The following is a 24,209-nucleotide window of genomic DNA, read 5'->3' as shown; positions in this document are numbered from 1 at the left end:
GGCTACCGTCCCTTCCGGCCGGGCCGCCGCACCCGCAGCGACAGGGTGGACGGCCGGCCCAGGCCCAGCCCCCTCAGCGCCTCGTCCAGCACCGCGGTCAGGTCGGCCCGTACGTCGTCGAGGTCGCGGAAGTGCGACACCGCGTGCACGTCCGTCTTCCGCCGTTTCACGGTGACCCGGGCCGACTGCACGCCGGCCACCTCGAGGCACCGGTCCCGCAGCACGGTGGCGGCGGCCTCCCGGTCCAGTCCGGCGCGGACGTCGGGGTGCGTGCGGCGCATCGGCAGCAGCAAGCGCAGGCCGGGCGTGACGGCGAGCACCAGCAGCCACAGGCCGAGCGCGGCGGCGACCGCGGCGCCGGTCAGCACCCAGACGTCGTCCAGCGGACGTTCGGCCAGTTGCCGGGCGAGCTCACGGCGCCAGCTCATCCCGGCCCGGTCGGCGCGCACCGCGACGACGTCGTACAGGAAGGCGCCCGCGATCACCAGGATCACCAGCGCCAGCAGACCCGCGGGAATCCGGCGGGCCGACCAGAAGCGCCGGTGGCCGCCGGGGACGGGGCCGGTCGTCGCCCCGCTCCCCGCGGACGGGGGCGCCGTGTCCGCCGTGGCGCCCGGGGGTCCGGTCATGGTGTCCTCCCGCCGACTGCTTCGGGCCGTACGGCGAGGTGCAGCCGTTCCACCTGGACGACGACCTCCGGCACGGCCATGTCCGCGAGGGCGCGCACCCGGTCGACCACCTGCCGCCGCACGGCCGCGCAGCGGCCGCCGATGTCGCCGGGGTAGTCGAGTTCGACGTGCACCCGGACCCGGGCGCTGCCGTGGCGGACGACCACGCTCGCGTGCGGCGGCGCGGCGTCCGGCGGCAACGCGCCGACGGCTTCACGGGCCGCCTGGGAGGCGATCTTCGCGACCACCCGGTCGGCGATCGTGGTCTCCCCGCGTTCGCCCGGGGGGACGGTCCGCGGGTCCCCGGCCGGCTCGGCCACCCCCGTGCCCACCGCCGTCACCGCCGGCGTTCGTCACGGGGACGGAAGAAGTCGCCGAGTTCCAGGTCCCCTTCCAGCAGCCTGCCGACGACGAAGCCCACCGCGCCCAGGGCCGCCACGAGCAGGAACGCCCCGAACCCGCCGAAGTATCCGGCGAAGCCCAACGCCATGCCGGCGATCATGCCGACCACGGCCATCCTCATGCTGTGCTCCTCCGCTCAGCGTGTCTCACTGAAGTCGGGACTCCGGCTCGTCCTCCTCCTCGTCGGGCAGCTTCACGTCGCTCACCGCGATGTTGACCTCCACCACCTCGAGGCCGGTCATCCGCTCGACGGCCGCGATCACGTTCTCCCGTACGTCCTTGGCGACGTCGGCGATGGAGACGCCGTAGTCGACGACGATCTCCAGGTCGAGCGCGGTCTGCACCTCGCCGACCTCGGCCTTCACGCCGCGCGTCGCGGACTTCGACCCGCCGGGCACCCGGTCGCGCATGGCGCCGAAGGTGCGGGAGATCCCGCTGCCCATGGTGTGCACGCCCACGACGTCCCGCGCGGCCAGCCCGGCGATCTTCTCCACCACTCCGTCGGCGATGGTCGTGCGTCCCCGGCCGGCGGGGTCGCCGCCGCCGCGCCGCGTTCCCTGGCCCCGGCGCGAGCCGGAGTCCCCCAGGCTCTTCTCGGTGTCAGGAGCCCGTACCGAGCCGCCTTCGGTCATGTCGGTCATCGCCATACATCCCTTCGGTCGTCCTCCTTCGACCACCGTATGCGCGCTTGCCCCGATTCGCGCCAGGCATACGGCAGGCTGGAGGAATGACGGCGGACCGGTGGACGCGGATGGTGCGGCAGCAGGTGGGGCTGGGCAGGATCCTGCCGCTGGGCGGGCGGCACGACGGCGCGTGGATCGCTGAGCGGGCCGCCGGTACGGCGCTGCGGCGCACGGTGGAACGGGAGGTGCCGGAGGTGCGCGTGGACGGGCTGCGGCTCGGGCTCGCCGACGACATGGAGGAGGCACCCGAGCCCGCCGTGCCGGCCCCGCCGAGCGCGTTGCCGCCGGGCCCGCTGCGGCTGACGGCGGAGTTCGCGGCCACGGCGGCGTGGCCACTCCCGGAGACGGCGTCCCGTCTGCGCACGGCACTGGCGGTGGCCGCGGCGGAACGTCTGGGGCTCGCGGTCGAGGAGGTGGATCTGCGGGCGACGGAACTGCTGGACACGGAGCCGGACCCGCCGCCGTCCGCTTCCGGCGCCTCCGATGCGCCCGACGCGCCCGCGGACCGGTCGGATGCGGCCGGGACGGACGGTGTGGGCCGTGCGGGTGACGCGGAGACGGACCGGGTCGCGGCGGCGGTGCTCGCCGTGCCGGGGGTGAGCCGGCTGACGGGCACATGGGGCCGGCCGGTGCGGCTGAGCGAGCCCCCGGCCGGGGGCGGCGCCCTGCCCCGGCGGCACGCGCGCGTGGACCTCGCGGTCGGGGCGGGGTTCCGCCCCCTGGAGGTCACGCGGGCGGTGCGCGCGGCCGTGGCGGCGTCGCTCCCGGACCGGCCGACGGTGGCCGTGCTGGTCACCGACCTCGACTGACCGGCCGCTGCGGCGGGTCACCGACCCGGACTGACCGGCCGCTGCGGCGCTCGCGCACGCGGCGGCGGGGCGCCGCCCCGGGACTCCGCCCCGCCGCGTCGGCCGGCTCACTGCTCGCCGCCCGCTCCGTGCGGCTCGCTACTCGCCGAGGCCGGCCAGGTCGCGCAGACGGCGGGCCTGGGCGGCGCGCTCGGCGGCGCGCTGGTCGTCGTAGGTGCGGGTCTGGGCGCCGTGGAGCAGGGCCTTCGTCTCGATCACGGCGTCGCGAGGCGCGGCAAGCAGCGCCGCCGCCAGGTCCTGGACTGCGGCGTCGAGGTCGGCGGCGGGCACGGCGAGGTTGGCCAGGCCGATGTTCACCGCCTCCTCGGCCGTGACGAAGCGTCCCGTCGCGCAGATCTCCAGCGCGCGGGCGTAGCCCACGAGGCCGACGAGGGGGTGGGTGCCGGTCAGGTCGGGCACCAGGCCGAGGCTGGTCTCCCGCATGGCGAACTGCACGTCGTCCGCGACGACGCGCAGGTCACAGGCGAGGGCCAGCTGGAACCCGGCCCCGATGGCATGCCCCTGGACGGCGGCGACGGTCACCAGGTCGTTGCGCCGCCACCAGGTGAACGCCTCCTGGTAACCGGCGATGGCGGCGTCCAGCGCGGCGTCGTCACTGCGCGCGAGGTCGATGAACGACGGCTCACCCGGGATTCCCTCGGGCGAGAGCATCGCCCGGTCGAGCCCGGCGGAGAACGACTTGCCCTCCCCGCGCAGCACCACGACCCGGACGGAGCCGGGCAGCAGCCGGCCCGCCTCGGTCAGCGCGCGCCACAGAGCGGGGCTCTGCGCATTGCGCTTGGCCGGGTTGGTCAGCGTCACCGTGGCGATCGCGTCGTCGACGGTGAGCCGTACGCCGTCCTTGTCGAGTACCGGACCGAAGTCCTGGGGGGACGAAGCCATGGGGTGCCTCCGATGGGTGCGGTCGTCAAAGTGACTGCACAGTAACCACCCGGCCGGTCAGCCGGCCGACCGGGTGGTCACCATCGGGTCTGCGGGGCGCCCGGGGTCAGGCCGACGGAGACTTCTTTCCCCGTGTCGCCCCGCCACGCCCTCGGAGCGTGACACCCGACTCACTCAGCATGCGGTGCACGAAGCCATACGAGCGGCCGGTCTCCTCGGCCAACGCCCGGATGCTCGCACCGGCGTCGTACTTCTTCTTCAGGTCTGCCGCGAGCTTGTCGCGCGCGGCGCCGGTCACCCGGCTGCCCTTCTTCAGAGTCTCGGCCACCCGTGCCTCCTCATGGGAAGTGCGCTCTGGTCTCCTCATGATCACCCCTCCCGGGCCCGATGGCCACCCATTCGGCAAGGTCGATGAGACAAGCTTGTGACGACGGGAGCGCGTCCCCACATCCGGAATGAGGAATTCCAAGCGGCTTTTCCGCGACCGCCGATCGGGTTTCTCCGAGAAGTGCCAGGTCAGAAAGGGACGACGGCCGGACCCCGGTTCCGCGGGGGTCCGGCCGCGAAATCCGTGTAGGACACACCTCGGGGTGAGGAGATCTCACACGATTGATGGATCACCGATGGGCCGAATGATCCATACGCAGTGGATCACGCATTCGATCACGCACGGATGACGGTCCTGTCCGGCCCGGCCGCCCGAGCCGACCGGGTCAGGCGAGGGCGACGAGATCCGCGTAGTCGGAGCCCCACAGGTCCTCGACGCCGTCCGGCAGCAGGATGATCCGCTCCGGCTGGAGCGCTTCGACGGCGCCCTCGTCGTGGGTGACGAGGACGACTGCGCCCTTGTAGGTGCGCAGGGCGCCGAGGATCTCCTCGCGGCTGGCCGGGTCCAGGTTGTTGGTGGGCTCGTCGAGCAGCAGCACGTTCGCGGAGGAGACCACGAGGGTCGCCAGGGCGAGCCGGGTCTTCTCACCGCCGGAGAGGACCCCGGCCGGCTTGTCGACGTCGTCGCCGGAGAAGAGGAACGAGCCGAGCACCTTGCGGACCTCGACGAGGTCCATGTCGGGCGCCGCGGAGCGCATGTTCTCCAGCACCGTGCGGTCCGGGTCGAGGGTCTCGTGCTCCTGCGCGTAGTAGCCGAGCTTGAGGCCGTGGCCCTCGATGACCCGGCCGGTGTCGGGCTTCTCGACGCCGCCGAGGAGGCGGAGCAGGGTGGTCTTGCCCGCGCCGTTGAGGCCGAGGATGACGACGCGGGAGCCCTTGTCGATGGCCAGGTCGACGTCGGTGAAGATCTCCAGCGAGCCGTAGGACTTCGACAGTCCCTCCGCCATGAGCGGGGTCTTGCCGCACGGGGACGGCTCGGGGAAGCGCAGCTTGGCGACCTTGTCGGACTTCCGCTCGGCCTCCAGGCCCGACAGCAGCTTGTCCGCCCTGCGGGCCATGTTCTGTGCGGCGACGGTCTTGGTGGCCTTGGCGCGCATCTTGTCGGCCTGCGAGTGCAGCGCGGCCGCCTTCTTCTCGGCGTTCTGCCGCTCGCGCCTACGGCGCTTCTCGTCCGCCTCACGCTGCTGCTGGTAGAGCTTCCAGCCCATGTTGTAGACGTCGATCTGAGCGCGGTTGGCGTCCAGGTAGAACACCTTGTTGACGACCGTCTCGACCAGGTCGACGTCGTGGGAGATCACGATGAAGCCGCCGCGGTAGGTCTTGAGGTAGTCCCGCAGCCAGACGATCGAGTCGGCGTCGAGGTGGTTGGTCGGCTCGTCGAGGAGCAGGGTGTCCGCGTCGGAGAACAGGATGCGGGCGAGCTCGACGCGGCGGCGCTGACCGCCGGAGAGGGTGTGCAGCGGCTGGCCGAGCACCCGGTCGGGGAGGTTCAGCGCGGCGGCGATCGTGGCGGCCTCGGCCTCGGCGGCGTACCCGCCCTTGGTGAGGAACTCGGTCTCCTGGCGCTCGTACTGCTTCAGCGCCTTCTCGCGGGTGGCGCCCTGGCCGTTGGCGATGCGCTGCTCGTTCTCCCGCATCTTGCGGATCAGTACGTCGAGGCCGCGGGCGGAGAGGATGCGGTCGCGGGCGAGGACGTCGAGGTCGCCGGTGCGGGGGTCCTGCGGGAGGTAGCCGACCTCACCGGAGCGGGTGACGGTGCCGCCGGCGGGGATGCCCTGGCCGGCGAGGACCTTGGTGAGGGTGGTCTTGCCCGCGCCGTTCCGGCCGACCAGGCCGATGCGGTCGCCCTTGGCGACGCGGAAGGTGGCGCTTTCGATGAGGACGCGGGCACCGGCGCGCAGCTCGATGCCGGAGGCGGAGATCACGGACAGACTCCAGGGCGGGTGTGGGTGGCGGTGGGCGGCTGAGGACGTTCCCGCCGTCTAATGCGCGAGGAGAATGGCCATGCGAGCCATTCTAACGGGGCTGTGCAACCTCTTTTCCGCGCGCGGTTCTTCCCCGGCGGCCGTCGGTGACCGGTGCCACACTGGGCGACGACGGCATCCCGGTGCACTCCGGACACGAGGAAGTGATCGCCATGGCAGGCACGGGCAGCACGCGTCCGAGCGTCGTTCCGACGCTGTTGTACAAGGACGCGAAAGCGGCGGTCCGGCAGCTGACGGAGGCCTTCGGATTCACCGAACTGTCGGTGTACGAGGGCGAGGACGGCACGGTGATGCACGCCGAGCTGGCCCAGGGCAACGGCGTGGTGATGCTGGGCTCCGCGGGGCGCGGCGGGGTCTTCGACACGGCGATGAAGGGCGCGGGGCCGGCGGGGGTGTACGTCGTGGTGGACGACGTCGACGCCCATCATCGGCGGGCGGTGGAGCAGGGGGCGGAGGTGCTGATGCCACCTGCCGACCAGGACTACGGGTCGCGGGACTACATGGCGCGTGATCTGGAGGGGAACGTGTGGAGCTTCGGCACGTACGCGCCGGAGGCGGGAGCGTAGGCGGACGGGGCGGGGCGTCGCCCTTCGCGCCGGCGGGGGGCGGGGTTCGTCGCCCTTTTCGCCGGCGCGGGGGGGGTGCCTTGGGGGCACGGGTGCGCGGGGCCGGGCGCCTCTTAGGGACCGGGGCGCCGGGGTGGGGGGCGCCTCGGACCGGGGCGGTACGAGGGTGCGCGGGCGGCGGACCCGCCGTGGGGGGTGCCGATGCGCCCACCCTCCCCCACTGCCGGCTCCGCTCGGGCGGGGGACCCCATCGCCCTGGGGGCACCTCCCAAACCCTTGAGGCACTGGGGGAGGGACGGGCGCCCGCAGCGGCGGACGGTCTCCGTCCGCCGCCCCGGCGTGTGGGCCGCGCAGCGGCATCCCCGGTCAGCCGCCGGTGTGCACCTGGAAGGCCGCTCTGCGGAGTGCCTTCGCGAAGGCCGGGTCGGGGTGGGCGGCGGCCAGGGCGACCAGGACCTGGACCGTGCGGGGGTGACCCACCGCACGGACCTCGTCGAGGAGGGACGGCACCGTGGGCTGGACCGCGGTCTCCAGGTGCCGCACCAGCAGCGGAGCCTCACCGTGGTCGGCGACCGCGGCCGCCGTGTCGACCCACAGCCACGTCGCCTCCTCGCGGGTGAGCACCTCGTGCGCGTCCTCGGGGTCGACCCCGTCGTGCTCGGCCAGCCACAGCAGGGCGTACGGCCGCAGCGCGGGCTCGTCGAGCACGGCGCGCACCTCGGGCTCGGCGGGCGCGCCGACCACCCGCAGCGCCTCGAAGGCGAGCCCGCGCAGCAGGGCGTCCTCGCCCCGGGCGGCGGCGATCAGCTCGGTGACGGCGCTGCCGACCGGCCGGGCGGCCAGCCAGGCGCGGTACTCGGCGCGGGCGGCGGCCGGGCGCAGCCGGGCGCACCCGCGCAGCATGTCCTCGGCGCCCTGCTCGATGTTGCCGGCGGGACTCTGCGCGGCGACGCAGATCTGCTCCAGCTTGACCCACACCGCCCAGCTGCCGAGCGGGGTGAGGGTGGCCTGTCCGTCGCCGTAGGTGAGCGCGCCGACGGAGGCGAGGGCGCGCAGCGCCCAGTCCAGCAGAGGTTCGAGCGGGGCGTCGGCGGCGGGCGGCTCGGCGGGTGTGGGCCGGGGCTCCGTGGCGGCGGGCGTTCCGGGCCGGGGCCCGTAGTCGACCTCACAGCGCTCGGTGCGCAGTTCGGTGACGCGCTGCTCCAGCAGGTCGAGCAGCTGGGGCAGGGGCACGGGCCCGGCGGACAGCTGAAGGAAGGAGAGCACCTGCGGCATGGCCGTCACGACCTCGGCGACGGCGGCCGGCTCGTGCTCCCCCGGTTCGGGGCAGGCGAGCGACCAGGCGTCGCAGAGGGCGACCCAGCCGCGCAGCACGGCGCTGTCGTCGCGGTCCCAGGCGCGCAGCCGCCAGCCGGGGCGGGCGCTGTCGCCGTGCACCTCGATGAGGCCGGCCAGCCGGGCGGTGTCCCAGTCGGCACGGACCTGACCGGCGGTCAGTCCGAGGGCCTCGGCCGCCCGCCGGGCGGTCGCGTCGGACAGGGTGGCCTTGCCGTCGGCGGTGGCGCTGTCGCCGCCGGGGCCGAGGGCGCGGTCGGCCCAGCGGGCCACGCGGGCGGCCGCGGCCAGCACGGAGCGAGCCATTCCGGCCAGCTCGGCCGGTGCGGGCGTGCCCTCCGGGGGGCGGGGCGCGGGGCGGCGGGCGCGCCGCTGCTCGATCGCTGCGGGGGCGCCGGCCAGGGGTCGCGGACGGACGAGTCGAAGCCTGGAGTCGCGCGGGATACGGGACGTCACGGGTGCAGTCTTCCTGGTGACGGACCGAAAGCCCAAACGGAATGCCGACGGGGGCCGCGGGGCCGGTCACCCTCCGGGCCCGGACGGGGCCGGAGGGGCCCGATCAAGCCACTGGTACGGCGCTAAACGGAATCCTCCGCACCGCCCCCGTGCCGGCCTCACATCAGGGGGGTGAGGAACCTCCGCAGCGACTCCTCGTACGTGTCCGGGTCGGCGTTCCACATGGCGGCGTGGGAGGCACCCCTGACGGTCTGCAGGGTGACGGTGTTCGGATGGGCGGCGGCGAGCCGGCGGGAGAACCGCCAGGGCGCCACCGTGTCGTCGGGGCCGTGGAAGATGTGCGTCGGGACCGTGATGCCGTCCAGGCGGAGAGCGCCGGGCCGGTGGTCCCCGTACAGGCCGGTGCGGCCCTGGGCGGCACGGACCGCGAGCGGCAGCAGCGCGCCGGGAGTGCGGTGGGCGTGGGCGAGGGAGCGCAGGGTGGACTCCCAGTCGAGCACCGGGGAGTCCAGGATCAGGCCGGCGACCCGGTCGCGGACCTCGGAGCGGGCGGCGGCGCGCAGCGCCATGGTCGCTCCCGTGGACCAGCCGTAGAGGACCATCCGGCGGGCGCCGGAGTCCACCGCGTGCCGCATCACGGCGTCGAGATCGCGCCACTCGGTCTCGCCGAGGTGGTTGAGCCCGTCGGGGGAACGGGGCGCGTCCGGGTCGCCCCGGTAGGCGGGGGCGAGCACCGGGAACTGGTTGCGGCGCAGGGCCTGGAGGACGTTCAGGGGGTGTTCCCGGGTGGCGCCGAGGCCGTGCACGGCGATCACCCAGGTGTCCCGGGCGCCGTTCACGAACCACGCGGGCAGGAGCCCGAGTTCGCCCGGCACGTCGACGATGGTGTGGTCGACGCCGAGCGCGGTCCCCGGGTCGCCGACGTACACGTTCGGCGTGAACCTGGCCCGGTCGCCGGGTTCCGGTGTGCCGTAGGTGACGCGTTCCAGGCGCCGTACGACGGTGTCGGCGGGGTTGGAGGCGACGGACAGCACGGGTCCCACCACCGCGTGGAAGCCCCGGCCGACCAGGCCGTGGCGGCCGGGCCGCAGCGCGGCGAGGTCACGGGTGAGGGTGACCTGTCCCGCGGCGGTGGCGTGGACGGTGAGTCCGGGCTCGGTGGGCAGGGGCTTGCCCGAGGGAATCCTCAGGGCAGCGTCGCTGGCGAACCGGCCGGCGGCCACAGCGGCGGCGCCGGCCCCTATCACGGCGGTGACGGCAGCGGCCGTCGCTCTGACAGTGCGCACGCCTCCCAGTGTCGGGGCCGGACGCGGACGCGGCCAGTGGGCGCGTCCCGGACACCGGCACCGGCCCGGCCGCTCGCGATCCCGGCCCGCCGCCCCGCCGCCCCGCCGACTGCCGACCCGCCGCCGTAGCGCCGTATCCGCCCGGTCACCCCCGCTGCCCGTACCCCCGCAGGCGCTCCCCCGCCTCCGCCAGCTGTCCGGCGCTCAGCAGGCTGGGGGACAGTCCCGGCACCGAGGAGGCGGTCAGCCACACCCGGCACATCCATTCCAGCTGGGCGGTGCGGTCGTAGGCCTGGTCGAGGGTCGCGCCGTACGTGAGGGTGCCGTGGTTGCGCATCAGGCAGCCGGTGCGGCCCTCCAGGGCGCGCAGGGTGTGCGCGGCCAGCTCGGGGGTGCCGTAGGCGGCGTAGCGGGCCACCCGGACGGGGCCGCCGAGGGCGGCGGTCATGTAGTGGATCGGCGGCAGCTCGTCGACGAGGGTGGAGACGGCCGTCGCGTGCACGGCGTGGGTGTGCACCACGGCGTGCGCGTCGGTCTCGCGGTACACGGCCAGGTGCAGGGGGAGCTCGCTGGTCGGGACCAGGGTGCCGAGCACCTGCCGGCCGGTGAGGTCCACGCCGGTCACGTCGGCCGGCCGGAGCCGGTCGTACGGCACCCCGGAGGGCGTCACCAGGACGGTGTCGCCGACCCGTACCGAGACGTTGCCGGAGGTCCCCACGACGAGTCCGTCGGCGACCGTCCGGCGGGCGGTCCCCACCACCTCCGCCCAGGCCCGCGCCGTCTCCTCGCCCGCCCGTCCGGCGTGCGGACCCCCCGTGTCCCGGGCGCCGCTCACGACGCCTTCCGTTTCCCGCTCGCGCGGACCCTGTTCAGCCATGCGGCGATCCTGCCAGGAGCCCTTGCGGCCTGGGCTGTCCGGCGGAGTACCGACCCCCTCTTACGGTCACCACGATGCCCATTCCAGTTCATCTTCCGTTCACCCTGGTTACCTACGTTCGACCAGCCAATGACCTCGAACGATTGCCTGGGTAAATGGAAAGCTTCTCGCTGATCCTCGCGATTGTGGTGGTAACCGCACTCGCGTTCGATTTCACGAACGGTTTCCACGACACCGCGAACGCGATGGCAACGACCATTTCGACCGGTGCGCTCAAGCCCAAGGTCGCGGTGGCCATGTCCGCCGTGCTGAACCTTGTCGGCGCATTCCTCTCGGTGGAGGTCGCGAACACGATCTCCAAGGGCCTCGTCGACGAGGCCGGCATCCGTCCCGAGGTCATCTTCGCCGCGTTGGTCGGCGCGATCCTCTGGAACCTCCTGACCTGGCTGGTGGGCCTGCCGTCCAGTTCCTCGCACGCCCTCATGGGCGGTCTGATCGGCGCCACGGTCGCCTCCGCCGGCTTCGGCGCGGTCCACGGCGACGTGCTGGTCACCAAGGTCCTCATCCCCGCGATCGCCGCCCCGCTGGTGGCCGGCGTCGCCGCGCTGCTGGCCACCCGGCTCACCTACCGGATGGGCCGGAACATCGACGGCAAGGCCTCCGAGAAGGGCTACCGCGCCGGGCAGATCGCCTCCGCCGGCCTGGTCTCCCTGGCCCACGGCACCAACGACGCCCAGAAGACGATGGGCATCATCACCCTCGCCCTGGTCGCCGGCGGCGCCGTCGCCCCCGACTCCGACCCGCCCGTGTGGGTCATCCTCTCCGCGGGCATCGCCATCGCGCTCGGCACCTACCTGGGCGGCTGGCGCATCATCCGCACCATGGGCAAGGGCCTGACCGACCTCCAGCCGCAGCAGGGCTTCGCCGCCCAGACCAGCGCCGCGACGGTCATCCTGGCCTCCTCGCACCTGGGCTTCTCGCTGTCGACGACGCACTCCGTCTCCGGTGCCGTGATGGGCGCGGGCCTGGGCCGCAAGGGCGGCGTGGTCCGCTGGTCCACGGCCACCCGGATGTTCGTCGCCTGGGGCCTGACGCTGCCGGCGGCCGCCGTCGTCGCGGCGCTCGCCGAGTGGGTGTGCGGCTTCGGCGACTGGGGCACCGCCGTCGTGGCCGTCTTCCTGATCGCCTCCAGCGCGGCCATCTGGAAGATCTCCCGGCGCGAGGTCGTCGATCACACCAACGTCAACGACCACGACGCCCCCTCCGAGGAACCCCCCGGTGTGGTGACGCAGGCCATCGCGGCGGTGACCCAGCCGCCGGCGAACCCGGCGGCCGAGGAGCTCTCGGCCACCATCCCCGCCCCCGCGGCCACCGACCCGCAGGCCCCGTCGGCCGCCACCACCGTCTGACCGCGCCCGGCACGAAGGAAGAAGCACCATGACAATCGACTGGGCGGCCCTCGGCTCCGTCTTCGGCGTCAGCCTCGTGGTCACCGTGGCCCTGGTGGCCCTGTTCACCCTCGGCATCTCCGGCCTGTCCCGCCGCGAGCGGGCCACCGCCGAGGGCCGGTCCCCGGCCCTCGCGGTCACCGGCGCCTACGCCTGTTTCGCCGCGTGCGCGGCGGCGGTGGGCTACGGCATCTACCTGATCATGGCCTGATCACAGGTCGCGCGGCGGCGGGCGGGACGGGAGCACCGGCTTCCGTCCCGCCCGCTTCCGCGTGCGCGGCTCCGCCGCCGTTCACCCACGTGAGCCCCTCTGTGGGCCTCAGCACACTTGAGCCCCGCAGGTCAAAGGCAAGTTGACGGCCCTTCCGGGGGCGTGGTGGACTGCCTCCGCCAACACGGCGGCAGGAGAGGAAGCCGGTGCGAATCCGGCGCGGTCCCGCCACTGTCACCGGGGTGTCCACCCCGGGAGCCAGGAACTCTCGCCGCCGGTCTCGTCGAACCAGGGCGCGGACACCCTGAGTGAGGACATATCGCCATGCGCGGCTGCCTGTCGAGGTCGATCAGCGACACCCCACCCCCCTTCGGGGCCGTTCCCTCCGGATCCGTCACCGGCTGATCCCATGGGTGCCGATCGCGTGTTCGCGTACGGCGCCGCCGCCGGCCTCCTGGGCGACCTGCTCCTCGGCGATCCCCGCCGCGGGCATCCGGTCGCCGCTTTCGGGCGGGCCGCGGCTGCCGTGGAGCGGGTGCTGTGGCGGGACGACCGGGGCCGCGGGGCGGTGCACACCGCCGTGTGCGTCGGCGGCGCCGTCACGCTCGCCGGCCTGGCCGCCCACGCCGTACGCCGCAGTCCCGCCGCCTCCGTCGCCCTGACCGGCGTCGCCACCTGGGCCGTCGTCGGCGGCACCTCGCTGGCCCGGGAGGCGCGTGCCGTCGGGCGGGCGCTGGAGTCCGGGGACGTCGAGGCGGCCCGGGAGCGGCTGCCGCACCTGTGCGGCCGGGACCCGCAGGCCCTGGACGCCGACGGGATCGCCCGCGCCGTGGTGGAGTCGGTCGCCGAGAACACCTCCGACGCCGTGGTGGGCGCCCTTGTGTGGGGCGCCGTCGCCGGGGTGCCGGGTCTGGTGGGCTTCCGGGCCGTCAACACCCTGGACGCGATGGTGGGTCACAAGTCGCCCCGGTACCGCCGTTACGGCTGGGCGTCCGCCCGTCTCGACGACGTCGCCGGCTGGCCGGGCGCGCGCCTGACGGCCGTCCTCGCCGCGCTCTCCGGGCCGGACCCGCGCGGGGCGGTACAAGCCTGGCGCGCGGACGCGGCGAAGCATCCGAGCCCCAACGCCGGCCCCGTGGAGGCGTCCTTCGCGGGCGCGCTCGGCGTGCGGCTCGGCGGGACCCTCTCCTACGGCGGACGGGTCGAGCACCGGCCGGTCCTCAACGGCGGAGGGCGCCCCGTCGCCGTCACCGACATCGACCGGGCGGTGCGCCTGTCGCGGCGGGTCGGCTGGCTGGCGCTCGCGGCCGGGGTGGCCGCGCGGCGTGTGCGGAAGGGACGTGCGAGGTGAGCGGGGGCGGACTGCTGGTCGCCGGGACCACCTCGGACGCCGGCAAGAGCGTGGTCACCGCCGGGATCTGCCGGTGGCTGGTGCGCCAAGGAGTGAAGGTCGCGCCGTTCAAGGCGCAGAACATGTCGCTGAACTCGTTCGTCACGCGTGAGGGCGCCGAGATCGGCCGCGCCCAAGCCATGCAGGCGCAGGCGTGCCGGGTGGAGCCGACGGCGCTGATGAACCCGGTGCTGCTGAAGCCGGGCGGCGACCGGTCAAGCCAGGTGGTGCTGATGGGCCGCCCGGTCGGCGAGATGAGCGCCCGTGGCTACCACGGCGGCCGTCAGGAAAGCCTCCTCGGCACGGTCCTCGACTGCCTGGAGCGGCTGCGGAGCGAGTACGACGCGGTGATCTGCGAGGGCGCCGGGAGCCCGGCCGAGATCAACCTGCGGCGCACCGACATCGTGAACATGGGCGTCGCCCGCAACGCCGGGCTGCCGGTCCTCGTGGTCGGGGACATCGACCGGGGCGGCGTGTTCGCCTCCTTCTTCGGCACGGTCGCCCTGCTCTCCCCGGAGGACCAGGAACTGGTCGCCGGGTTCCTGGTGAACAAGTTCCGCGGGGACGTCTCGCTGCTGGAGCCGGGCCTGGAGATGCTGCACGGCCTGACCGGACGGCGCACCTACGGCGTGCTGCCGTTCCGGCACGGGCTCGGCATCGACGAGGAGGACGGCCTCCGCGTGTCGCTCCGGGGCGCGGTGCGGGAGTCCGCGGTGGCCGCGCCGGCCGGTGAGGAGGTGCTGCGGGTCGCGGTGTGCGCGGTGCCGCTGATGTCGAACTTCACCGACGTGGACGCGCTGGCCGCCGAACCGGGCGTCGTGGTGCGGTTCGTGGACCGGCCGGACGAACTCACCGACGCGGACCTCGTGGTCGTGCCGGGCACCCGCGGGACGGTCCGGGCGCTGCGCTGGCTGCGGGAGCGCGGGCTGGCGGACGCGCTGGTGCGGCGGGCCGCCGAGGGCCGGCCGCTGCTCGGTGTCTGCGGCGGCTTCCAGGTCCTCGGCGAGCACATCGAGGACGACGTGGAGAGCCGCGCGGGCCGCGTGGACGGGCTCGGCGTCCTGCCGGTGCGGGTCCGGTTCGCCCGCGGGAAGACCCTGGCGCGCCCGGTCGGCGAGGCCCTCGGGGAACGCGTCGAGGGCTACGAGATCCATCATGGCGTCGCCGACGTGCTCGGCGGTGACGCCTTCCTCGACGGGTGCCGGGTCGGCGCGACCTGGGGCACGCACTGGCACGGGGCGCTGGAGTCGGACGATTTCCGGCGGGCGTTCCTGCGCGCGGTGGCCGAGCACGCGGGACGCCGCTTCGTGCCGGCCCCCGACACCTCCTTCGCCGCGCTGCGCGAGGAGCAGCTCGACCGGCTCGGCGACCTGATCGAACAGCACGCGGACACCGACGCGCTGTGGCGGCTCATCGAGTCCGGCGCGCCACGAGGACTGCCCTTCATCCCCCCGGGAGCGCCCGCATGAGCACTGTGTTGTTGTTGTCGACCGCCGACACGGACCTGCTGGCGGCCCGGGCCTCCGGCGCCGCCTACCGGATCGGCAACCCCACCCGCGTGGACGTCGCGGAGGAACTGCCCGCACTGCTGGACGGCGCCGGCCTCGCCGTGGTGCGGCTGCTGGGCGGCAAGCGGGCCTGGGAGGACGGGCTGGCCGCGCTCAAGGCGTCCGGCGTCCCCACGGTGCTGCTCGGTGGGGAGAGCGTGCCGGACGCGGAGCTGATGGCCGAGTCGAGCGTCCCGGCGGGCGTGGTGGCCGAGGCCCTGCGTTACCTCGTCGAGGGCGGCCCGGAGAACCTCGCGGAGCTGGCCCGGTTCCTGTCGGACACGGTGCTGCTGACCGGCGAGGGGTTCGAACAGCCGCGCAGGATGCCGGAGTTCGGTGTGCACGGCGAGCGTCCCGCCGTACCGGGCCGTCCGACGGTGGGCGTGCTCTTCTACCGCGCGCACGAACTCGGCGGCAACACCGCCTTCGTGGACACCCTGTGCGACGCGATCGAGGCGTGCGGCGCCAACGCGCTGCCCGTGTACTGCGGTTCGCTGCGCGGCGCCGACCCGGCGCTGTACGAGCTGCTGGGCCGGGCGGACGCGCTGGTCGCCACCGTGCTCGCGGCGGGCGGCAGCCACGCCTCGCAGGCGTCGGCGGGCGGTGAGGAGGAAGCCTGGGACGTCGGCGCGCTCGCCGAGCTGAACGTGCCCGTGCTGCAGGGGCTGTGCCTCACGACCTCGCGCGGAGCCTGGGAGGAGTCCGACGCGGCCCTCTCCCCCATGGACGCGGCCATGCAGGTCGCCATCCCCGAGTTCGACGGGCGGCTGATCACGGTCCCGTTCTCCTTCAAGGAGCAGGGCCCGGACGACGTGCCGGTGTACGTCGCCGACCCCGAGCGGGCCGCGCGGGTCGCCGGGATCGCCGTACGGCACGCGGCCCTGCGCCACAAGCCGAACGCGGAGAAGAAGCTGGCGCTGGTCTTCACCGCGTACCCGACGAAGCACTCGCGTGTCGGCAACGCGGTGGGCCTGGACACGCCCGCGTCGGCCGTGCGGGTGCTGGACGCGCTGCGGGACGCCGGCTACGCGGTCGAGGGGCACCCCGCCGAGGGTGACGAGCTGATCCACCGGCTGATCGCGGCCGGCGGGCACGACGTGGAGTGGCTGACCGAGGAGCAGCTGGCCGCCGCGCCCGCGCGGGTGCCGCTGGCCGACTACCGGGCCTGGTTCGCCACGCGGGAGCCGGGGTTGAGGGAGGCGATGACCGAGGCGTGGGGCGAGCCGCCGGGCTCTCTGTACGTCGACGGGGAGGACATCGTGCTGGCGTCCCTCCGGTTCGGGAACGTCGTGGTGATGATCCAGCCGCCGCGCGGCTTCGGGGAAAACCCCATCGCGATCTACCACGACCCCGACATGCCGCCGTCCCACCACTACCTGGCCGCCTACCGCTGGCTGGAGGCCGCACCGTCGGAGGGGGGCTTCGGTGCCGACGCCATCGTCCACATGGGCAAGCACGGCACGATGGAGTGGCTGCCCGGCAAGGGCCTCGGGCTGGGCGCCGGGTGCGCGCCGGACGCGGTGCTGGGTGACCTGCCGCTGGTCTACCCGTTCATCGTGAACGACCCCGGCGAGGGCACCCAGGCCAAGCGGCGCGGGCACGCCACCGTCGTCGACCACCTGGTGCCGCCGATGGCCCGCGCCGACACCTACGGAGACCTGGCGAAGCTGGAGCAGCTGCTCGACGAGTACGCGCTGGTCTCCGACCTGGACCCGGCGAAGGCCCCGGCCGTGCGGGCGCAGATCTGGACGCTGGTGAAGGCCGCCGAACTGCACCACGACCTGCACGTGGACGACCAGCCGGACGACGACGCGTTCGACGAGTTCGTCATGCACATCGACGGCTACCTGTGCGAGATCAAGGACGTGCAGATCCGCGACGGTCTGCACATCCTCGGCGGCGGACCGGTCGGTGAGCCGCGGGTGAACCTGGTGATGGCGGTGCTGCGCGCCGCGCAGGTGTGGGGCGGGCGCGCGAACGCCCTGCCGGGTCTGCGGGCCTGCCTCGCCGAGCACTTCGGGCTGGTGGAGAAGGAGCTGCTGGCCGAGCCGGGCGCGCCGGTGAAGGCGCCGGTGGAGCTGACGGACCTGGTCGACGGCCCGTCCCGTACGGCCGCCGACGCGATCGACCTGCTGGAGCAGCTGTGCCGGCGGCTCGCGGAGGGCATGGAGGAGCGGGCGTGGGAGGCCGGCACCGTGCCGGGGCTGGTGCGGGAGGTGCTGGGCACGGAACTGCCGGACGCGGTGGCCGTGTTGCGGTTCGCGTGCGAGGAGGTCGTGCCCCGGCTGGCCCGGACGACGGACGAGATCGGGCACATCCTGCGCGCGCTGGACGGCGGGTACGTCCCGGCGGGTCCGTCGGGGTCGCCGACGCGCGGGCTGGTCAACGTACTGCCGACCGGCCGGAACTTCTACTCGGTCGACCCCAAGGCGATCCCCTCGCGGCTGAGTTGGGAGGTCGGACAGTCCCTCGCGGACTCGCTGGTCCGGCGGTACCTGGAGGACACGGGTGCCTACCCGAAGTCCGTCGGCCTGACGGTGTGGGGCACGTCCGCGATGCGCACGCAGGGCGACGACATCGCCGAGATCCTGGCGCTGCTGGGCTGCCGTCCGGTGTGGGACGACGCGTCCCGCCGCGTGACCGGTTTCGAGATCGTGCCCCTGGAGGAGCTGGGCCGGCCGCGCATCGACGTCACGGTCCGCATCTCCGGGTTCTTCCGGGACGCGTTCCCGCACGTGGTGGGGCTGATCGACGACGCGGTGCGGGCGGTGGCGGAGCTGGACGAGCCGGCCGGGTCCAACTACGTGCGGGCGCACGTGGAGGAGGACACCGCGGAGCACGGTGACCGGCGGCGGGCCACAGCGCGCGTCTTCGGCTCCAAGCCGGGGGCGTACGGAGCGGGGCTGCTGCCGCTGATCGACGCGCGGAACTGGCGCTCCGACGCCGACCTCGCCGAGGTGTACGCGGTGTGGGGCGGCTACGCCTACGGCCGCGGACTCGACGGTCGGGCCGCGCGCGGCGACATGGAGACGGCGTTCCGGCGGATCGCGGTGGCGGCGAAGAACGTCGACACGAGAGAGCACGATCTCGTCGACGCGGACGACTACTTCCAGTACCACGGCGGCATGGTCGCCATGGTCCGGCACCTCACGGGCCGGAGCCCCGAGGCGTACGTGGGTGACTCGGCGACACCGGACCAGGTGAGGACGCGCACGCTGGGCGAGGAGACGCACCGGGTGTTCCGCGCGCGGGTGGTCAACCCGCGCTGGATGGCGGCGATGCGCAGACACGGCTACAAGGGCGCCTTCGAGATGGCGGCCACCGTGGACTACCTGTTCGGGTACGACGCCACGGCCGGCGTCGTGGACGACTGGATGTACGAGAAGCTCAGCGCGGAGTACGTGTTCTCGCCGGAGAACCGCGCGTTCATGAAGCAGTCCAATCCGTGGGCGCTGCGCGGCATCACGGAACGGCTCCTGGAGGCGGCGGAGCGCGGGCTGTGGGCGGAGCCGGACGACGGCACGCTGGAGCGGCTGCGCGCCACCTACCTGGAACTCGAGGGCGACCTCGAAGGCGACTCGGAGGGCGACGACCAGTGACCACCCCCTTTCCTTTCACGGCCGTCGTGGGCCAGGACGACCTGCGGCTCGCGCTGCTGCTGAACGCGGTGTCGCCGTCCGTCGGCGGTGTGCTGGTGCGCGGCGAGAAGGGCACCGCCAAGTCGACCGCCGTGCGGGCGCTCACCGCGCTGCTGCCGGAGGTCGCGGTGGTGCCGGGCTGCCGGTTCTCCTGCGACCCGGCCGCACCCGACCCGGGGTGCCCGGACGGGCCGCACGAGGGCACGGCCGGCGCCGCGCGTCCCGCGCGCATGGTCGAGCTGCCCGTCGGCGCCTCCGAGGACCGGCTGGTGGGCGCGCTCGACATCGAGCGGGCGCTGGCGGAGGGCGTGAAGGCGTTCGAACCCGGTCTGCTGGCCGCCGCGCACCGGGGCATCTTGTACGTGGACGAGGTGAATCTCCTCCATGACCACCTGGTCGACCTGCTCCTGGACGCGGCGGCGATGGGCGCCTCCTACGTGGAGCGGGAGGGCGTGTCCGTGCGGCACGCGGCGCGGTTCCTGCTGGTCGGGACGATGAATCCCGAGGAGGGCGAGCTGCGGCCGCAGCTGCTGGACCGGTTCGGTCTGACCGTCGAGGTCACGGCCTCCCGGGAGCCGGACCAGCGGGTCGAGGTCGTCCGGCGGCGGCTGGCGTACGACGACGATCCGGCCGGCTTCGCGGCGCGCTGGGCCGGCGAGGAGGCGGCCGTACGGCAGCGGATCGTCGCCGCGCGGGAGCTGCTGCCGTCGGTGCGGCTGGGCGACGGGGCGCTGCGGCAGATTGCGGCGACCTGTGCGGCGTTCGAGGTGGACGGCATGCGGGCCGACATCGTGATGGCGCGCACGGCGACCGCGCTGGCGGCGTGGGCCGGGCGGACGGAGGTGCTGGCGGAGGACGTGCGGCAGGCCGCGCTGCTGGCGCTCCCCCACCGGCGGCGGCGCAACCCGTTCGACGCGCCGGGGCTGGACGAGGAGAAGCTGGACGAGACGTTGGAGGAGTCCGGGGGCGACGGCGGTCCCGACCCGGACGGGGACGGCGATGGTCCCGGCGGGGGCGGTGGGCAGCCGGAGCCGGACGAGGGGCCCACGGGCGACGACACCGGCGCCCGGCCCGAGGGCGGTGAGGGTGTGCCCGCGCCCGGTGGCGGCGGGGAGCAGTCCCCCGCGCGGGCCGCGGAGCCCTTCCGCACCAAGGTGCTGAGCGTTCCCGGGATCGGTGAGGGGGCCGCCGGGCGGCGGTCGCGGGCGCGTACCGAGCACGGGCGGACGACGGGTGCGCGCCGGCCCGAGGGCACGCTGACCAAGCTGCACCTGGCCGCCACCGTACGGGCGGCCGCTCCCCATCAGCGGGCCCGGGGACGGTCGGGGCGCGGGCTGGTGGTGCGCCGTGACGATCTGCGGCAGGCAACCCGGGAGGGGCGCGAGGGGAACCTCGTGCTGTTCGTCGTGGACGCCTCCGGGTCGATGGCCGCACGGCAGCGGATGGGCGCCGTGAAGGGCGCCGTGCTGTCGCTGCTGCTGGACGCCTACCAGCGGCGGGACAAGGTGGGGCTGGTGACCTTCCGGGGATCGGCGGCCGACGTCGCCCTGCCGCCCACCTCGTCGGTGGACGCGGCGGCGGCCCGGCTCGAGTCGCTGCCGACCGGCGGGCGTACCCCGCTGGCGGCGGGACTGCTCAAGGCGCACGACGTGCTGCGGGTGGAGCGGTTGCGGGATCCGGCGCGCAGGCCGCTGGTCGTGGTGGTGACCGACGGGCGGGCGACCGGGGGGCCGGAACCGGTCGCGCTGGCGTCGCGGGCGGCCCGGCTGTTCGCGGCGGAGGGCGTCGCCTCGGTGGTCGTGGACTGCGAGTCGGGGCCGGTACGGCTGGGGCTGGCCGGGCGGCTGGCCGGTGAGCTGGGCGGGACCGCCGTGACCTTGGACGAGCTGCGGGCGGACAGCATCGCCGGGCTGGTCAAGGACGTGCAGAGGAGGGCCGCGTAGTGCCGAAGGGGCAGCCGAGTGTCGTGCCGGACGACGGTCTGACGACGCGGCAGCGGCGGAACCGTCCGCTCGTCGTCGTGCACACCGGCGTGGGGAAGGGCAAGTCGACCGCCGCCTTCGGGCTGGCGCTGCGGGCCTGGAACCAGGGGTGGCCGATCGGGGTGTTCCAGTTCGTCAAGTCGGCGAAGTGGAAGGTCGGCGAGGAGCGGGCGCTGCGCGTGCTCGGGGACTCCGGTGAGGGCGGGTCCGTCGCCTGGCACAAGATGGGCGAGGGCTGGTCCTGGGTGCAGCGCGACGCGCAGATGGACAACGAGGAGAAGGCGCGCGAGGGCTGGGAGCAGGTCAAGCGGGACCTGGCCGCCGAGACGTACCGGCTGTACGTGCTGGACGAGTTCGCCTACCCCATGCACTGGGGGTGGGTCGACACGGCCGAGGTGGTGTCCGTGCTGCGGGAGCGGCCGGGGACGCAACACGTCGTGATCACGGGGCGCAACGCGCCGGCGGAGCTGGTGGAGTGCGCCGATCTGGTGACCGACATGTCCAAGGTGAAGCATCCGATGGACGCCGGGCAGAAGGGGCAGAGGGGGATCGAGTGGTGACGGGGGCTGCCGTCGGCGCCGTTCCCCGGTTGGTCGTTGCCGCGCCCGCGTCGGGGAGTGGGAAGACCACCGTCGCCACGGGGTTGATGGCCGCGTTGTCCGCGCGCGGGATGGCCGTGTCGCCTCACAAGGTGGGGCCGGACTACATCGATCCCGGGTACCACGCCCTCGCCACGGGGCGGGTGGGGCGGAATCTGGACGCGTATCTGTGCGGGGTCGAGCTGGTGGCTCCGTTGTTCGCGCACGGGGCGCGGGGGTGTGACATCGCCGTCGTCGAGGGCGTGATGGGGCTGTTCGACGGGGCGTCGGGTGAGGGGGAGCTGGCGTCCACCGCGCAGGTGGCGAAGGTGTTGCGGGCGCCGGTGGTGTTGGTCGTCGACGCGTCGGCGCAGGCGCGGTCGGTGGCGGCGCTGGTGCATGGGTTCGTGACCTTCGATCCCGAGGTCCGGGTCGGGGGCGTGATCCTCAACAAGGTCGCTTCGGATCGGCATGAGGCTGTGCTGCGGGAGGCGTTGGAGGCTGTCGGGGTTCCCGTGATGGGGGTGTTGCGGCGGGGGGCGGGGGTGGAGACTCCGTCTCGGCATCTGGGGCTTGTGCCTGTGGCTGAGCGGGGGGAGTTGGCTGTTGACGTCGTCCGGGCGATGGGGGCGTTGGTCGCCGGCGGGTGTGATCTTGAGGGGCTTGTCGCGTTGGCGCGGGGCGCGGGGGTGTTGGCTGGTGCGGCCTGGGAGGCGGGTGCCGCTCTGGCTTCTTCGCCCCCGCCGCCCCTTCCCTTCCCATCCCTGGGGGCTGCGCCCCCAGACCCCCCTGTCGGCCCTGGCGGGCCTCGTCCTCGAACGCCGGACGGGCTGGGAGGGGCGGCCCTTGACGCTTGTCCTCAAGCGCCGGACGGGCTGGAGAAGCCCGTCATCGCCCTCGCCGGTGGGGCCGCGTTCTCCTTTTCCTATGCCGAGCACGCCGAGTTGTTGACGGCCGCCGGGGCGGAGGTCGTCACGTTCGATCCGCTGCGGGACGAGGCGTTGCCCGAGGGGACCTCCGGGGTTGTCATCGGGGGTGGGTTTCCCGAGGTGTATGCCTCCGAGCTGTCCGCCAACGAAGCCCTGCGCAAGCAGATCGGTGAGCTCGCCGCGAGCGGGCGTCCCGTCGCCGCTGAGTGTGCCGGGTTGCTTTACCTGTGCCGGGAGTTGGACGGGTTGCCGATGTGCGGGGTGCTGGACGCCTCCGCGCGGATGTCGGAGCGGCTGACGCTCGGGTACCGGGACGCCGTGGCCGTCACCGACAGCGTGCTGGCCCCGGCCGGGACGCGGATGCGCGGGCACGAGTTCCATCGGACGGCCATCGAGCCGGGGGCCGGAGCCTCCCCCGCGTGGGGGCTGCGGGTGCCCGAGCGGCGGGTCGAAGGGTTCGTCGAGAAGAACGTGCACGCCAGTTATCTGCACACCCACTGGGCGTCCGAGCCCGGTGTCGCCCGTCGGTTCGTGGAGAGGTGCCGGACGTCATGAGCAGCAGGCTGATCGGGGTGGGCGTGGGGCCCGGGGACCCGGAGCTGGTGACGGTGAAGGGCGTCAACGCGCTGCGGGCCGCCGATGTCGTCGTCGTTCCGGTGATGGACACGGGTGAGCGGGGGCGGGCCGAGGCTACCGTGCTGCACCACGTGCCCGCCGGGAAGGTCGTCCGGGTGGTGTTCGCGCTGAACGAGCGGACCGACCGGGCGCGGCGGGAGGCCGCCTGGGACGCCGCCGGTGAGCGGGTCGCCGGGCTGCTGCGCGAGCACGGCTCCGTGGCGTTCGCGACCATCGGGGATCCCAACGTCTATTCGACCTTCACCTATCTCGCGCAGACCGTCGGTGAACTCGTGCCGGGGGTGGTGGTCGAGACCGTGCCCGGGATCACCGCCATGCAGGACCTCGCCGCCCGGTCCGGGGCCGTGCTGACCGAGGGGACCGAGCCGTTGACGCTGGTGCCGGTCACCGCCGGGAGCGCCGTGCTCAAGGAGGCTCTTGCCGGGCCCGGCACCGTCGTCGCCTACAAGTTCGGGCGGCAGGCCGGGGAGGTCGCCGAGGTGCTGCGGGAGACCGGGCGGCTCGACGACGCCGTGTGGGGGTCCGCGCTCGGGCTGCCGGAGGAGTCCGTGCGATCCGCGGTGGAGATGGACGGCACGCCCTTGCCGTATCTGTCGACGCTCATCGCGCCCCCGCGCCGCGCGCGCGGGCGGGGCGGCAAGCTGTGAGGCGGCCGGTCCGGCGGTCAGTGGGCGGCGCCCACCACCAGCCAGATGAACAGCACCCCGGCGACCGTGCACACCAAGGTGGAGCGGGCCGGGTGGTCGTGGTGGGCCTCGGGCAGGATCTCGGCCGCCGCGAGGTACAGCAGCGCGCCGCCGAACAGGCCCAGATAACCGCCGAGCAGCGGCTCGGGGATCGTGAAGAAGAGGGTGGAGGCGGCGCCGGCGACCGGTGCCACCGCGTCCGCGACCAGCATGGCGAGGGCGCGGCGGCGGGCGTTGCCGTAGGCGTGGGCGAGTGTGTACGTGTTGAAGCCGTCGGCGAAGTCGTGGGCGATCACCGCGACCGCGACGGCGGCGCCCATGCCGCCGCCGACCTGGAAGGCCGCGCCGATCGCCACGCCGTCCATCGCGCTGTGCCCGACCATCGCCGCCGCGGCCGTGAGGCCCACCTCGGGGGTGCGGCCGTGGTTCTCCCCCGCGCCGTGCGCGGCCTGCCGGTGGGCGAGCAGGCGCTCCACCAGGTGGGCCAGCAGGAAACCGCCGACGAAGAGCAGCAGGGCGGCCGGTACGCCGTACACCTCGGTGCCGGCGGTCTCCAGGGACTCCGGGAGGAGTTCCAGACCGACGACGCCCAGCATCAGCCCGCCGGCCAGGCCCAGCACCAGGTGGCGGCGGTCGGTCACACGGTGTGCCGACCAGCCGCCGGCCAGCGTCATCAGGAACGCGCCCAGCGCGACGAGGACCGCCATGTGCTCTTCGTATCCGATCAGCGGCCGCTCGCGCACGCGTGACAGCCGCTCCCCGCACCTC

22 protein-coding genes and 1 riboswitch are annotated in these 24,209 nt (G+C 74.1%); of the genes, 11 read left to right on the top strand and 11 right to left on the bottom strand.

Going from position 1 to position 24,209, the window contains the following annotated elements; all coding sequences use genetic code 11:
• Positions 1 to 2: 2 nt before the first annotated feature.
• From ACIF8S_RS26530 to ACIF8S_RS26515, 4 genes are read right to left on the bottom strand one after another with little or no spacing between them, the layout of a single operon-like run.
• A complete protein-coding gene (locus ACIF8S_RS26530) occupies positions 3 to 629 on the bottom strand; it encodes a DUF6286 domain-containing protein (RefSeq protein WP_400002285.1) in 627 nt (208 codons plus the stop codon).
• Positions 626 to 1,009 carry a hypothetical protein gene (locus tag ACIF8S_RS26525; RefSeq protein WP_400002284.1) on the bottom strand — a complete coding sequence of 128 codons (384 nt, stop codon included), beginning with the start codon at positions 1,007 to 1,009 and terminating at the stop codon, positions 626 to 628. Before ACIF8S_RS26525 ends, ACIF8S_RS26530 begins: the two co-directional genes overlap by 4 nt.
• A complete protein-coding gene (locus ACIF8S_RS26520) occupies positions 1,006 to 1,191 on the bottom strand; it encodes a hypothetical protein (protein ID WP_106414848.1) in 186 nt (61 codons plus the stop codon). The genes ACIF8S_RS26525 and ACIF8S_RS26520 overlap by 4 nt, the downstream gene beginning before the upstream one ends.
• Before the next feature lie 25 nt (positions 1,192 to 1,216).
• On the bottom strand, positions 1,217 to 1,711 hold the full coding sequence (locus ACIF8S_RS26515) for an Asp23/Gls24 family envelope stress response protein (protein ID WP_349791542.1): 495 nt from the start codon (positions 1,709 to 1,711) through the stop codon (positions 1,217 to 1,219).
• Positions 1,712 to 1,797: 86 nt separating this feature from the next.
• Here ACIF8S_RS26515 and ACIF8S_RS26510 point away from each other — a divergent pair, with 86 nt between their 5' ends.
• Complete coding sequence (locus ACIF8S_RS26510) at positions 1,798 to 2,562, top strand: hypothetical protein (RefSeq protein ID WP_400002282.1); 765 nt, start codon at positions 1,798 to 1,800, stop codon at positions 2,560 to 2,562.
• Between the two features lie 138 nt (positions 2,563 to 2,700).
• Here the strand turns inward: ACIF8S_RS26510 and ACIF8S_RS26505 are convergent, their stop codons facing one another.
• The 3 genes from ACIF8S_RS26505 to abc-f all read right to left on the bottom strand — a co-directional run bounded on the left by ACIF8S_RS26505 (position 2,701) and on the right by abc-f (position 5,816).
• The gene (locus ACIF8S_RS26505) at positions 2,701 to 3,504 is read right to left on the bottom strand and encodes an enoyl-CoA hydratase/isomerase family protein (RefSeq protein ID WP_400002280.1); all 804 of its coding nucleotides are present in this window, start codon (positions 3,502 to 3,504) and stop codon (positions 2,701 to 2,703) included.
• A gap of 106 nt (positions 3,505 to 3,610) precedes the next feature.
• On the bottom strand, positions 3,611 to 3,832 hold the full coding sequence (locus ACIF8S_RS26500; RefSeq protein ID WP_006132657.1) for a helix-turn-helix domain-containing protein: 222 nt from the start codon (positions 3,830 to 3,832) through the stop codon (positions 3,611 to 3,613).
• A gap of 385 nt (positions 3,833 to 4,217) precedes the next feature.
• Positions 4,218 to 5,816, bottom strand: coding sequence for a ribosomal protection-like ABC-F family protein (gene abc-f, locus ACIF8S_RS26495; RefSeq protein WP_400002279.1), 1,599 nt, complete (start codon positions 5,814 to 5,816; stop codon positions 4,218 to 4,220).
• Positions 5,817 to 6,028: 212 nt separating this feature from the next.
• Here abc-f and ACIF8S_RS26490 point away from each other — a divergent pair, with 212 nt between their 5' ends.
• Positions 6,029 to 6,442 (top strand): VOC family protein, encoded by a 414-nt coding sequence (locus ACIF8S_RS26490; RefSeq protein ID WP_349791621.1) that lies wholly within the window; start codon positions 6,029 to 6,031, stop codon positions 6,440 to 6,442.
• A 366-nt stretch (positions 6,443 to 6,808) separates the two neighbouring features.
• Here the strand turns inward: ACIF8S_RS26490 and ACIF8S_RS26485 are convergent, their stop codons facing one another.
• The 3 genes from ACIF8S_RS26485 to ACIF8S_RS26475 form a co-directional block, all read right to left on the bottom strand.
• Positions 6,809 to 8,233, bottom strand: coding sequence for a hypothetical protein (locus tag ACIF8S_RS26485; protein ID WP_400002277.1), 1,425 nt, complete (start codon positions 8,231 to 8,233; stop codon positions 6,809 to 6,811).
• A gap of 158 nt (positions 8,234 to 8,391) precedes the next feature.
• Entirely contained in the window at positions 8,392 to 9,519 is a 1,128-nt protein-coding gene (locus tag ACIF8S_RS26480) for an alpha/beta hydrolase (protein WP_400002276.1), read from the bottom strand.
• Positions 9,520 to 9,664: 145 nt separating this feature from the next.
• Positions 9,665 to 10,396 carry a class II aldolase/adducin family protein gene (locus ACIF8S_RS26475; protein ID WP_400002275.1) on the bottom strand — a complete coding sequence of 244 codons (732 nt, stop codon included), beginning with the start codon at positions 10,394 to 10,396 and terminating at the stop codon, positions 9,665 to 9,667.
• A gap of 155 nt (positions 10,397 to 10,551) precedes the next feature.
• Here ACIF8S_RS26475 and ACIF8S_RS26470 point away from each other — a divergent pair, with 155 nt between their 5' ends.
• The 9 genes from ACIF8S_RS26470 to cobI all read left to right on the top strand — a co-directional run bounded on the left by ACIF8S_RS26470 (position 10,552) and on the right by cobI (position 23,402).
• Positions 10,552 to 11,805 carry an anion permease gene (locus tag ACIF8S_RS26470; RefSeq protein ID WP_400002273.1) on the top strand — a complete coding sequence of 418 codons (1,254 nt, stop codon included), beginning with the start codon at positions 10,552 to 10,554 and terminating at the stop codon, positions 11,803 to 11,805.
• A 28-nt stretch (positions 11,806 to 11,833) separates the two neighbouring features.
• Positions 11,834 to 12,055 carry a hypothetical protein gene (locus ACIF8S_RS26465; RefSeq protein WP_400002272.1) on the top strand — a complete coding sequence of 74 codons (222 nt, stop codon included), beginning with the start codon at positions 11,834 to 11,836 and terminating at the stop codon, positions 12,053 to 12,055.
• Between the two features lie 195 nt (positions 12,056 to 12,250).
• A riboswitch (cobalamin riboswitch) is annotated at positions 12,251 to 12,323 on the top strand.
• Between the two features lie 141 nt (positions 12,324 to 12,464).
• Positions 12,465 to 13,406: a cobalamin biosynthesis protein gene (locus ACIF8S_RS26460; RefSeq protein ID WP_400002270.1), complete on the top strand. Its 942-nt coding sequence runs from the start codon at positions 12,465 to 12,467 to the stop codon at positions 13,404 to 13,406.
• Positions 13,403 to 14,914: a cobyric acid synthase gene (locus tag ACIF8S_RS26455; protein ID WP_400002268.1), complete on the top strand. Its 1,512-nt coding sequence runs from the start codon at positions 13,403 to 13,405 to the stop codon at positions 14,912 to 14,914. Before ACIF8S_RS26460 ends, ACIF8S_RS26455 begins: the two co-directional genes overlap by 4 nt.
• Positions 14,911 to 18,591, top strand: a complete 3,681-nt coding sequence (cobN, locus tag ACIF8S_RS26450) for a cobaltochelatase subunit CobN (RefSeq protein WP_400002266.1) — start codon at positions 14,911 to 14,913, stop codon at positions 18,589 to 18,591. The genes ACIF8S_RS26455 and cobN overlap by 4 nt, the downstream gene beginning before the upstream one ends.
• Complete coding sequence (locus ACIF8S_RS26445) at positions 18,588 to 20,573, top strand: putative cobaltochelatase (protein ID WP_400002265.1); 1,986 nt, start codon at positions 18,588 to 18,590, stop codon at positions 20,571 to 20,573. The genes cobN and ACIF8S_RS26445 overlap by 4 nt, the downstream gene beginning before the upstream one ends.
• On the top strand, positions 20,573 to 21,172 hold the full coding sequence (gene cobO, locus ACIF8S_RS26440; RefSeq protein WP_400002263.1) for a cob(I)yrinic acid a,c-diamide adenosyltransferase: 600 nt from the start codon (positions 20,573 to 20,575) through the stop codon (positions 21,170 to 21,172). Before ACIF8S_RS26445 ends, cobO begins: the two co-directional genes overlap by 1 nt.
• Positions 21,166 to 22,674, top strand: a complete 1,509-nt coding sequence (locus ACIF8S_RS26435; RefSeq protein ID WP_400002261.1) for a cobyrinate a,c-diamide synthase — start codon at positions 21,166 to 21,168, stop codon at positions 22,672 to 22,674. Before cobO ends, ACIF8S_RS26435 begins: the two co-directional genes overlap by 7 nt.
• Entirely contained in the window at positions 22,671 to 23,402 is a 732-nt protein-coding gene (gene cobI, locus ACIF8S_RS26430; protein WP_400002260.1) for a precorrin-2 C(20)-methyltransferase, read from the top strand. The genes ACIF8S_RS26435 and cobI overlap by 4 nt, the downstream gene beginning before the upstream one ends.
• A 17-nt stretch (positions 23,403 to 23,419) precedes the next feature.
• Here cobI and ACIF8S_RS26425 read toward each other — a convergent pair whose 3' ends face one another.
• Positions 23,420 to 24,148, bottom strand: coding sequence for a ZIP family metal transporter (locus tag ACIF8S_RS26425; RefSeq protein ID WP_349791510.1), 729 nt, complete (start codon positions 24,146 to 24,148; stop codon positions 23,420 to 23,422).
• Positions 24,149 to 24,209: the final 61 nt, after the last annotated feature.

Origin of the sequence: Streptomyces sp. NPDC085937, assembly GCF_044540535.1 — a bacterium.
GTDB lineage: Bacteria > Actinomycetota > Actinomycetes > Streptomycetales > Streptomycetaceae > Streptomyces.
Note: the sequence above shows the minus strand (reverse complement) of the source record. Positions and strands in the feature narration are given on the sequence as shown.